General features: G+C 47.9%; 9 protein-coding genes. 4 read left to right on the top strand and 5 right to left on the bottom strand.

Annotation, left to right across the window (positions count from 1 at the left end; translation table 11 throughout):
• Nucleotides 1-251: 251 nt before the first annotated feature.
• The gene (locus RTQ46_RS02985; RefSeq protein WP_312434490.1) at nt 252-1112 is read left to right on the top strand and encodes a class I SAM-dependent methyltransferase; all 861 of its coding nucleotides are present in this window, start codon (nt 252-254) and stop codon (nt 1110-1112) included.
• Between the two features lie 101 nt (nt 1113-1213).
• On the opposite strand, the gene RTQ46_RS02980 is transcribed toward RTQ46_RS02985, so the two are convergent.
• Nucleotides 1214-2686: a hypothetical protein gene (locus tag RTQ46_RS02980; protein ID WP_312434489.1), complete on the bottom strand. Its 1473-nt coding sequence runs from the start codon at nt 2684-2686 to the stop codon at nt 1214-1216.
• 421 nt (nt 2687-3107) lie between these two features.
• On the opposite strand from RTQ46_RS02980, the gene RTQ46_RS02975 reads away from it, so the two are divergent.
• Entirely contained in the window at nt 3108-4235 is a 1128-nt protein-coding gene (locus RTQ46_RS02975; RefSeq protein ID WP_312434487.1) for a GNAT family N-acetyltransferase, read from the top strand.
• Nucleotides 4236-4635: 400 nt separating this feature from the next.
• Here the strand turns inward: RTQ46_RS02975 and RTQ46_RS02970 are convergent, their stop codons facing one another.
• Nucleotides 4636-5706 carry an undecaprenyl-phosphate glucose phosphotransferase gene (locus RTQ46_RS02970; protein ID WP_312434486.1) on the bottom strand — a complete coding sequence of 357 codons (1071 nt, stop codon included), beginning with the start codon at nt 5704-5706 and terminating at the stop codon, nt 4636-4638.
• 348 nt (nt 5707-6054) lie between these two features.
• On the opposite strand from RTQ46_RS02970, the gene RTQ46_RS02965 reads away from it, so the two are divergent.
• A complete protein-coding gene (locus RTQ46_RS02965; RefSeq protein ID WP_312434485.1) occupies nt 6055-6246 on the top strand; it encodes a hypothetical protein in 192 nt (63 codons plus the stop codon).
• Between the two features lie 449 nt (nt 6247-6695).
• Nucleotides 6696-6941 carry a hypothetical protein gene (locus RTQ46_RS02960; RefSeq protein WP_312434484.1) on the top strand — a complete coding sequence of 82 codons (246 nt, stop codon included), beginning with the start codon at nt 6696-6698 and terminating at the stop codon, nt 6939-6941.
• A gap of 300 nt (nt 6942-7241) precedes the next feature.
• Here RTQ46_RS02960 and RTQ46_RS02955 read toward each other — a convergent pair whose 3' ends face one another.
• The 3 genes from RTQ46_RS02955 to RTQ46_RS02945 all read right to left on the bottom strand — a co-directional run bounded on the left by RTQ46_RS02955 (nt 7242) and on the right by RTQ46_RS02945 (nt 11339).
• Nucleotides 7242-8324 (bottom strand): GNAT family N-acetyltransferase, encoded by a 1083-nt coding sequence (locus tag RTQ46_RS02955; RefSeq protein WP_312434483.1) that lies wholly within the window; start codon nt 8322-8324, stop codon nt 7242-7244.
• A 92-nt stretch (nt 8325-8416) separates the two neighbouring features.
• Nucleotides 8417-9877: a GNVR domain-containing protein gene (locus tag RTQ46_RS02950; protein ID WP_312434482.1), complete on the bottom strand. Its 1461-nt coding sequence runs from the start codon at nt 9875-9877 to the stop codon at nt 8417-8419.
• A gap of 160 nt (nt 9878-10037) precedes the next feature.
• Nucleotides 10038-11339: a lipopolysaccharide biosynthesis protein gene (locus RTQ46_RS02945; RefSeq protein WP_312434480.1), complete on the bottom strand. Its 1302-nt coding sequence runs from the start codon at nt 11337-11339 to the stop codon at nt 10038-10040.

Raw genomic sequence — 11339 nt, 5'->3', positions numbered from 1 at the left:
TTAATCCGCAGGTCCCTGGTTCGAGTCCAGGTCGGGGAGCCAGAACAAGCAGCAATGAAAAAAGCCCAGCCTTTACCGGTTGGGCTTTTTTTGTTTACGGGCTGGTCGAGGTGTGGATCGCGCACGTAATGGCAGCTGGGGCAGCTGAGCCATCCGGGTCCCCTGGCTGTGATATCGATCAACGCCATCAACTTTATTTGTACCAAACTATAAAATTCTTGTGGCATTGGATAGCGTGATGCGGAGGCGATATGGACCATACTCTGAAGCACTTGCCTTTGCGCCCCGACTATATGGAAACCAAGCAGCGACGTCGCGACGAGCGGTCCATCGAGCGTATTTACCAGCATTATTTACTCGAGCGACGGCTGGCGGCGCAGCTGTTCAACGCCCCCCGTTCGGAGCGCGCACACATCTACGGCAAAGTGTATTCGGAATTATTCACCTCTTTGCCCGACCACCCTCAAGTGACGGCTGATCGATCGACATCGACCATTGCGCTCGACTTGCACTACATAAATGTCGCGCTGGCACCGGGCACCAGATTTCTTGAGGTGGGCTGCGGCGACGCGGAAATGAGCTTTGCCGTTGCAGCAAAGGTATTGCATGCCTATGGACTGGACGTCACCCAAGAGCTTATACAATACGAACGTGCGCCTCAAAATTTTTCTTTTTTGCGCACGCAGTCCACCGATATCGCCCTGGCGGACGATTTTATCGACATCGCGTATTCAAATCAGCTGATAGAGCACCTGCATCCCGATGACGTGGCAGATCAAATGAAGGAAATTTTGCGCGTATTAAAGCCTGGCGGCGCATATAGCTGCAAGACGCCCAGCAAGATTACTGGCCCGCACGATGTATCCGAATATTTCGATTATCAGGCGACCGGCTTTCATTTATGCGAATATGACTATTATTCGTTACGACAGCTGTTCAGGCGATGCGGATTTCGGAAAATACATTTCTTTATCAATGCCCGGGGCTTGAAAATTCCTTTTCCCTATTGGCTGGCGCGTCCTATTGAAATCGCCATGATCACATTCCCCTGGCTGAGAAAAATAAAATATTTCCGGAGCTTGATGCCTTTGAATATTGTGGGAATAAAATAAACCGGAAAATACAGGCCATTTTTTTAATGGCAGCACTCTTTCATTGCATGCATTCGAGACATCCCCACGACAAGCTGCGTGCCGTGAGAACAGAGCGAGAGTTAAATCTGCGGTGCCAGCGGCTGCCTTGGCGTACCCCCACCTCCAATGCTGCTTGGACCATTATTCGTCACCACATGTAACGCTTTTGCCAGCCGTTGTATGTCGCGCATCCACGCTGTATTGCCTTGAACTTTCTGTTCCATTTCGAATCCATAGTCCGCCTTGAACTGAGCTGGTACCGAACCATCGGGACCTACTTCCGCATTCAGGAAGAAACCCGGTGCATAGGTATCGTCAACGATGTACGCACCGTAGTTTTGCAGCGTCCACGCCAGCTGTCTTGCTGGAACGGTTTCCAGACCCAAGGCGTTCAGATTGGTGGCTGGTGGAATTGCCAGCAATGATCCCATTTTCATCGATGGATGTGAGTTGGGGTTATTCACGCCATAATTCCCTACCGCATAGCTATCGGACGTCACTGCCGGCCAACGGAAGCAGTTCGATCGGGAGCTGCATTTATACAAGGACTCTTTGGCGTACACAGCCAGTTTGAGAACATGTCGCGGCCCGGTACTGCCAGGCCGAAGTTCGCCCACCCGAATCGAGCCGCCGATTGCCGAGAGCCCTGAGCCGCCATGCGCCCCCGTGATGCCTGGGCCGTAAAGGTCAACCGAGGCAAATTTGACCAACGCAGTGCCAGGCCCACCAGCCGTGCAGCGCGCAAGAGGTTGCGTTTGGACAATTGAACGGCCATCCGCGAGCAGAAAAGAAGAAGAGGAATTTGAGGTGCTATTCGGCACAATATAATTGCTCGGCATCGGCACCTGCAGCAACAGGCCACCGGTTGCCGCGCACCGATTCCTGCCGCTCCATGCCGCATTGCTGGCATTAATTTTCGTCAAGGGCGCAGTTGGTTTCAGCACGATGTGCTCGTCATCAATTCCAGGCATTTTTGCCCAAATGTTTTTCCCTGGATTTGTGGGTAAATTTGCTGGGAGATAGATGGCGCCACTGCCGATCGGCATATTCCATATACTCCCTGTCGAGAATGGTTGCTTCAGTGGATCTCGTCCTCCGCTTGCCCCTACGACACTGGCTAAAAACTTATCGGTGGTAGGGATGGGTTCGGTTGAGACATTTGCCGGATTGATGCTGCCAATATCGGAAGATGCCGAGGCGCCAGTCGCGTCAATTGCTGTGAGACTTGCATCATTTTCCATAATGGCTGACTCCGCTTCGGGAGCATAGTCTGCAGGATGGACCACGTCAGTTGCAACGATGCTGGCGGCTGTAATGTCTGGTAAGCCATTTGCCTGCGAAGATAATTCTGAAGGCGGTGATGTACCTCCCCCGCAAGCTGCCAAAAGTAAAAGTACGGGCGCGAATACGACCGTTGCCCTGAGTGTAGGTGACGTAGGATTGTTCACAAGGTTCCTTACTATAATAATTAAAATGAGTAAGGTTTGAGATAGATCAACAAATTTAGTTCCGCAAGAAAAGAAAATATTTTTCTTGGTTGTAATAATTGCCAACGAAATTTCCTATAAGCAGTTTTTCATTAGCTTATTTTTCTTTTCAGAAATTAATGATTAATTTGATAATCGATGGTGAGAGAATAATCAGACTGTTATTGAAGCGATACTGAATATGCGTTGCGGCATGTGCCGGCACCTGACGGTCTGTCAGGCGGCCTGGTCCATTGATTGATCCTGGCCAGACCTGGGGCATAAACCATCAGAACTGCCGAGGGAATAAAACGAATCGATTTGCCTGGGCAACGAGGATATTGACGGAACTCATAATGCCAGGCGCTTCGTGTGAAAACGACAAATCATCGTCCGAAAAAGAATTATGATCAGTTGGCACATCATGGCTTGAACTTGCCATTGAGATGTTTATTTTAAAAAATAACTGATTTTTTGACATGATTGTCGGGAAAGTGGAAGGGAAGATATGATCGCCATTGCAGAAGACATTCAAAATATCGCCGAAGATATTGCATGCGTGGAATTTTACGACCATGTGCCTGATTCTGTCGAACATGATCTGGAAAATATTTACCAATCCATATTTACCACCGTGGCAAGAATGAAAATCGATGGCGCGCTGGCCGGGGCAAGTACTTACATTGTGCGCCAGGGTGCAAAAGCCCGGACGGTCTTGCTGTTCCGGTGTGAGGGAAATCGGGTGACAGTCTACAATGAACAGATCAGCCTTGAAAATAATGAAATCAGGAAATTTTCAGATGCCATTTTCTCAAAATACAAGTCAGTGTCTGTCATTTCGTTTTACGCAATTAATACGGATATAAATAAATTTTCGCGTCCGGTACAGAAGCTGAACTGCCTCGAGGACATCGTGCTGCAGTTGCCCAGCACGGCCGAAGCTTACTTCAAGATTTTGAGCGAAAATACGCGTGCTTCGATTCGCAAAAGCCAGAAAAAGCTGCAACAGAATTTGCCAGCGATTCAATTTGAAACCTGCTGCAAAGATAACGTCAGCGAGCAGCAGATAAGAAGCATTATCGCGCTCAGCCATGCAAGAATGTCCGCTAAAAAAAGACGATTCCACTATAACGAAATCGCAATACAAAAACTGATAAAACTGATTCGAAAATATGGCACCGTGGTGATGGCAAAAAATATCTCTGATATCTGCGCAGGCGCCATTTGTTACCGGGTTGGCGAACACTATTTCATGCATGTCCTGGCGCACCATCCAAAATACAATGAATACGGCTTGGGGAAGCTTTGCTGTTTCCTTAGTATTTGCGATGCAATCGCCAATGGCGCGAAATCCTATCATTTTGGCTGGGGTAGAACAAATTACAAGTATGCGATGGGGGCGAAGAATATCGATCTGTATCGCATCGAAATATATCGTTCCAGCGCACGGCTGGCGGGAAATATTGGACATTTTCTGTGGGTGGTGATTCGGCATGAAATTCGCCGTTACAAGCTCTGGATCGAACGCCTCGATCAGGGAAATACCGGTCTGGACAAGCGTATCGTAAATGCAATAAAAATGCTGCGTAACGTGAAATCGTATTTCCGGCCTTGCAATAAGAATGGAGATGTCTAGTTCGACGGAAACTTGTTGTCGCTTTCGCGTCGTCATTACGTAGCCGCACAGACGGGCATGGAAAAGCGCCGCCAATACACCGGATTCGAGAGGCGGCTCTGCAGGATGGGCCGCCAGGTATGCCAATGGTCGATCAGTGGTTGCGTACAGGGTGGCTCTTCCTTGCCATCACTCCTCGTGCGGCTACTGCAGATGAGTTCGAGGCTCCCGATCCGGTACGATGTTTCGGCTGGCAGCGCAAACGATCGCGCCATGTCATTGAATGTAGGCAATATGACTGATCAGCACGCTACATGCAGCTGCTGGGCGGATAGCGTTCTTCTGGACCGCGCTTATGGCGGCCTGAACGAAAGCCACTCGCAGAATCAGTCGCCCATGGTGTGGCTCGGACAGGGCAGTGCTAATGGGCGTTTTCCTTGCTGAAAACAATTTTGAAGGTTTTGAAAATGATCACGATATCCAGCCAGAAGGACCAGTTACGCAGATAAAAAAGGTCATGCTCTACCCTTGCCGCCATTTTTTCTGTAGTTTCGGTTTCCCCTCGCAATCCGTGAACTTGTGCCCACCCGGTAATGCCGGGTTTGATTTTATGACGCAGCATGTATCCACCGATTAATTTGCGATAAAGCTCGTTATGGGCGACGGCATGGGGACGAGGGCCGACGATACTCATATTTCCTTTAAGAACGTTGAAAAGCTGAGGCAGTTCATCTAGCGAAGTTCTTCGAAGAAAATCGCCAATCGGGGTCAGTCGCGGATCATTACGGCGAGCTTGGGGAACATCAGGCCCGTCATCGTTGACAACCATCGACCTGTACTTGTACACAATGATTTCTTCACCGCCTAATCCGTAGCGGCGTTGTCGAAATATAATTGATCCAGATGAGGTCAGCCAGACCGCCAGGCCTGTAAAAATAAAAATCGGAGAAAGCAGGACTATTCCACATACACTGACGACGATATCGGTCATGCGTTTTCCCATACGCTTGAGCCCCACCAGGGGTGTCTCATGAACGGAAAGGAGCGCCATTTCTCCGACTTTCCTGTAACGGGTATATATGGGATCGAACTGGTATAGTTCTGGCAGGAAATATACGGATGCGGTAGTATCCTTGAGTTCCCTGATAATTCGCAATGTTCTCGTGTTTCCATAGATCGGAAATGCGATGAATATATATTGAATTTTGTTGGCTTTAACGTAGTCGACCATTTCTTCAATGACACCGAGCAGTGGAGGGGCCGCTTCATAAAATTTTTTCGAATAGTTTCGGTCGTCAAAAAATCCATGAATTTTGAATTCTGAATTTTTGTCCGAGTTGCATTTTTTCGAAAAATCCAGACTCATTTTCGAAAGTCCTACTATGACTGCTGAGTTGGAGACCTTTGGATTGGCTAAACGTTCAAAAATACCGATGAATGACTTTGGTGAGATTGATGAGAAGACAGGAATTGAAGAGGCTGTAAGGTTCATATGGCTCTCGTTATAGTCTCTGTGAAGAGTGATCCTGAGCTAGGGTTTGGAGTTTTCTGATCGAACCACCACCGGTGATATATTGAATATCGGCATGATTGAAAATTATTAATAAAATACGTGTTGGCAAGATATGAAGTATGAACTTTGTATTTGATTGTAAGAATAAATCCATTGAGATGAGTGATGCCGGTCAAGGTTCCATTAAAAGGCTTGGCATAAAATCGGAGCTACAGCCTGAAGAGACTATGTTCTCTGATTAACCAGAAATCATGTCGATACAGAAATAAGGAATCGACGCTCACCTTTTGTGGCATCAAACGAATATTGAATGTGATGGGGTCTTTCATGCTTAAGAAATCACACCTTGAAGTCGATGCATTGATTGAAACATTGCAAAGTGCTGCATTGAACGTGCTACGTGTAGTCGAGCTGAGCGAGCTGCGCCTGCCGATCAAAGGAACCGTGCCGCAACTTTATTTAACTATTTCGCAAGGCCGTAGGGCAGAAACCGATGTTCCAACAACGAACCATAACTAACTGGCGGCAATGTAATTGATGGATCGGGCGCACCGATCGCAAGCTACAACAGATGGCCGCCTCCAGCTCGGCGCACTGAGTATCGCCCCACTGCCCGCCTGTAACGCTTCACCCAGACAGGATGCGTGCAGCGATGCGCCGTCAGGACCGGCTCGCAACCCTGTATTCCCATGCAGTATCTCGGCACCTCCACGGCGCCTCTGCTTGCATGCATCCATCTCATCAATTACCAGCGGCCGCCAACAACGTCACGCACCAACGCACCGGCCATGGTCAGCGTTGGATCAAAGTGCCCGAGCGCCGTATGTGTCTCAAGAATCGCCGATATCAGCAGGTTTCAGATTCACGGCCTGCCGATAACCGCCGGTACCAATCCTTGCATGGGACTTGAGGCTGGCCAATGACTGGTTGGCGCTGCAGCCCTTCGCCGGCGCTCCTGGTGCTTGGCCTTGCTGGCTATCGACTATATTACCCGGCAATATCTTGCATTTATTGCCCGAGCGAGCCCGCATCAGCGCAAGAGCATGGATGAAAGACAGCGTGACACTGTATCTGGCCTGGATTGGCTTCATCTGGCCCACCCTGGTGCTGGCCGCGCGCCGGGCAGCTTGCTGCAAGCGGGCAATCAGTTCACGCCTGAGTCAGCAATCAAGGCAACCGGCGCCAATGTCTTGCGGATCGAAAACACTGTCTGACTTCATCGTGAACTTGCGCGCTGCAAGTCGTTGACGTGCGCTGCCCTACGCTCGTGCCAGGCACCTGCGATACAGTCAGCTACTACAGTTTGTTGTATTTCACGACACCATAAACCGGGTAGACGGGCAGGGCTTCGGCAACGGGTCGGAGGAGGTATGCACAGACGGGCATCACATCAAGGCATGCTGCCGAAAGATCGAGTAACTATAGATGCGAAGCCAGGCAACGTCTGGCAGGAGCAGGGAATCGAAGCGCCTCTAACGGCAAGCAGACTATATTGACCACATTGAGAAGAAGTCTCATCGCAACAAGCCACGTACAAGCGCTGCTGTTTTATAGAAAACTTTGGTCCATAGCGATATGGTCGACACCATAAAATTATCAAAAAAATACCTGATTATATTTCGGGGCGACCGGTAAAAGCGATAGCTGTACAGATTGAAAGGAATGGCGCCGAATTTAGCCTTATGAGCATCATTACCTCCCATCAACCAGCACTCTTTACCAGATTGCTCTATGCAGTAAATGAAGGTTTCATAATTCAGATAATTTCCAAGTGCGTAGCGATCGTAGCAAGGATCATGACTGATTATATGCATCGTGTGTCGCTTGCCAACCGCATACCAAATATTTCCGCCGCATATTTTGTCATCGATGGTGGCAACGCACAGCATTCCATACAGTCTCAGAACCCTCATGATTCGTTCAATATCAGCCTCCTTCAGGTAACTGCTTTTTCCTTTGGTGGCCATTCGTTGCGCAGTCAGTGCAATAATCGCTCGTGTATCTTTTTCCGAGATTTCCAATCCGGAATAAAAACGGATAGTGAAAGACGGAAAGTCGGCATGGAGTTTGCGACTGGAGCTGCGTATACTGTTACGAAAGGAAGAGCTGAGCCGTTCGTCAAAATCGGCACGACTGGCAGGTAAAGCCACAATATTTTCGTGTATCGCCTCCCATTTATTAAACAGACGCCATGTATTGTTGATCTCGACATCTATTGCATGAAAACTGACAACTTTCACCCGTAAAAACAAAGATAATATGGTATCAACGAAATAACGAATTCGGCATTCCGGTATGGTAATCTGCTGATTCAGAACAGAAGCCGTAGCGCCGCGGATTCGAAAAATAAAAATATCAGCGATATTTCCTTTGTATTTAGAAATGAATGTATATGCATCACCATCAAATCCATAGACACGCATGCGTGCTACAGTACAGTAGACGTTTTCGTACAGACGTTCGACCTCCTGTTCGATAAACTGCGGCACTGGCGGAGGAAAGAGCTGAAAGGTGCAAAGATCAGGATCGACAAATTGCGAAATATTTTCACTGAAAGGTATCCGCAAGTGAAATTTTTCTGAATGCAGTGTCTTCATGATTTATCCCTGTGTAACGTCAATAAAAATATAAACTCCAGGCGAAAGATAAAGCATAAAAACAAGCAAGAATGCAAAGGTGCCGGAACCTGCTAGCAGACCCGACGCTGCATAACCCCCATAATTATTGCTGAAGAAATACCTATGACACCGCCCAACGTCAGGCATCCTATAAAGAGCCGCCATGGTGCGTCGCTGCGTTCTGTCGGCTCAACTGGAGGATCGACGACTCGAACCTCAGCCGAATATTTTTCTGCAGCAAAGCTGAGCTCTTTTGAAGAACGCAACAGTGCTGTATAAAGGTCTGCATTAATCTTCGCATCCCGAGCCAGATTTTGTAATTCTTCCTCCATTGCAGGTATTCTGGCCACCTCACGTTCTGCCGTATTTAGCTCGGCTTCAATTGCGCGCAGCTGCTCATTAACCGCAATTAACAAGGGGTGAGATGGTCCCAGGCTTGAGCCAAGTTCTACGCGCTTGCGCAGAATATCAGAGTGCTTCTCCCTCAATTGAATGACACGATTTGCTGTTGCTGCTCCCACGTCGCCAACATTCGCCACCTCGTATTTGCGCCTGGCATCATTATATTTTCGATCTGCAAGCTCCATGCGAAGCTTGAAATCAGGCAAGCCCAAGTTGGCTACCACCATCGAACGCACAATGCTGCCAGTGCGCCCGCGTCCGGAAATTTCCAGATAATGTGCGCTCAAGGATTTGAGGAAGGAATATGTTGCTGCCGGAGAAGATCCTTTGAATGCGACACGTATCATGTTCGACGCTTTGGCAGACTCGGAAACAGTGAGCGATGCCTGCAAATCCTCAATAACCGAAATTTCGGGACGACGTAGCAGAATAAAGGATTGACCTTCTTGACCAAAAACACTACCCACATGCAAGTTTATGTTGCCGAGTTTGGAATGAAATTTTCTCGCGATGCCTATGTGCCCCACAAACGATTCCCGTGTGGCATAACTATGAAGCGTATAATATCCACCTCTCTGCAACGAAATTTCGAATTTTTTATCCAGCAGGGAATTCGGAACGTCAAAAGCCTTGACGTCGATGTATTCGTTGCCCCAGCAATATTTCTCAAACATCGGAAATATGATTGTGCGACTTACATCGGATTTCGCTGCAAAAAACCGGCCTATTATCGGGAAATAATTTGGCCGCGCATTGATGTATAACGCCAGATCATTCGCTGCCGCACCAATTACTGCCCGTGATTTAATTATCTCGGTTTCAGAAGCCACATTGATATTGTTCTCCTGGCCATTGCGTTCTTCTCCGAAACTGCCAATTTTCCGGGAAAATGCAGGTCCGACCTGCAATAACATTGTTGCCTCATAGGTCGGTGTCTTCAGCAGCGCGGCGGCCATGCCTGCCAAAGCACAAGTCAAAATTGAGATGAGCACGATCAGGTAGTGAGCGCGTAACATCGCCACGTAATCTAGTGTATTTAATCGATGCGAAACATCTACACCCTTGACCAGCGTAGTTTTCGAGGGGTTGGTTCGGTTGTTGAACAGTTTATATTTGTATGTCTGCGCCATAAGATTATTCTCAACAATGCTGCAGCGGAAAATTATATTTATAGCATTAAAAATACCAGCTAAAATTGATGCAAGTCATAGGGTCAACTGAAACCACTAAAAAAACAAATGTGTAATCAGGATCTTCCAGGTCAAGCTGGACGGATCAAAACCTCAAAAATCATGTGGTTTTCAACAGTTTTTTAAAATCAAATACATGGAAAATCACCGCGCAAATTGACAGGGTTAATATGTACAACGTGGCTTTCGAGATCAAAACAAGAATTGTGCTTTTGTCGTATACAGGGCTTGTTGTGGTTGAAATATAGAAACAAATTGCCGTTGCAGAAAATACCCAGGCAATGATCGGAACGGGGAGCAGCTTGAAAATTGTAGTTTCAAGCGCTACGGCAATAGCTCTCATGGACCAGGTCTCGCTTACAACCAGCGTAACCACACTACCTATCGCGGCACCGACAGGACCAAGCCAGAGGCAAAATGTGATACTCAAGAGCGCCGACAATGTGAGGCATAACGCATTATTTTTAACCGCAAATGATCCTTTGTTGATTGATGGAAGGGCATAACTTACGCTAACCGAGCTGATACCGATCCCGACAAGGTATGCATGCATGACTGGAAGCGCATCGAGATACTGCACGGTATATACCAATGCGATCAGTTCCCTTGAGATCAAGAAAAATCCCCCGACTGCCGGAATGAGAATTGTCACCGTATATGAAATTCCGCCCGAAATCAGTTCCCGTGACGCATGAAAGTCATGTTGAGTAAACGATGCGCTCAAACGTGGCGCAGTTGAATTGTATAGCGGTTGTCTGATCAACGATGCAATCGGATTGAGAACTGCACCGATCGAAAATACGGCCAGCGCGGATGCGCCAGTTGTAAACGCAACCGCCCATTGATCTATTTGGGCGCGAAACAGGAATAAGGAATTGCTGATCGCAAATGGCAGGGAATACCGGAATTGACGCAGTCCGCGATCGAAACAAAATGACAATTTTGGTTTCGCCTCACGCGTAAAAATGTACAGTGCCATGACGATTACTCGTGCACAAGCATCTATTAGCAGCGCATACACAATCGAGAGCAGTGTGCCAATAAAAAGTGCAGCAAAGCATAATAATCCTGTACGTAATAGCGACAGTATGACATCAAAATTTGCCTGCCAAAAAATCCGTCCCTCAGCAACAGGCATTGTAGTATTCAGCGATACCAGTATCCAGGCAGCCAAAAATACAGGAACCATGCCGTTTGAATCGATCGACAGTTGCTTTACCGGGCCTGATATCAGAGGATTAATGGGACTCACGATAAGCGCAGCTGCTATCCCGGCTACACCAAGATACAAGGCAACATTGCTGATGCAGGTTGTTCGCTCTTCGGCAGAAACGCGGGGCAAAAAATAGAAAAGCGATTGAGGCATGAAAGCGGGAACAAATGCAAGCAGGGTTGCTGCCAT

This window comes from Janthinobacterium sp., from assembly GCF_031995485.1.
Lineage (GTDB): Bacteria > Pseudomonadota > Gammaproteobacteria > Burkholderiales > Burkholderiaceae_D > Janthinobacterium.
The sequence above is the reverse complement of the archived record's forward strand: the minus strand, read 5'-3'. Positions and strand labels throughout refer to the sequence as shown.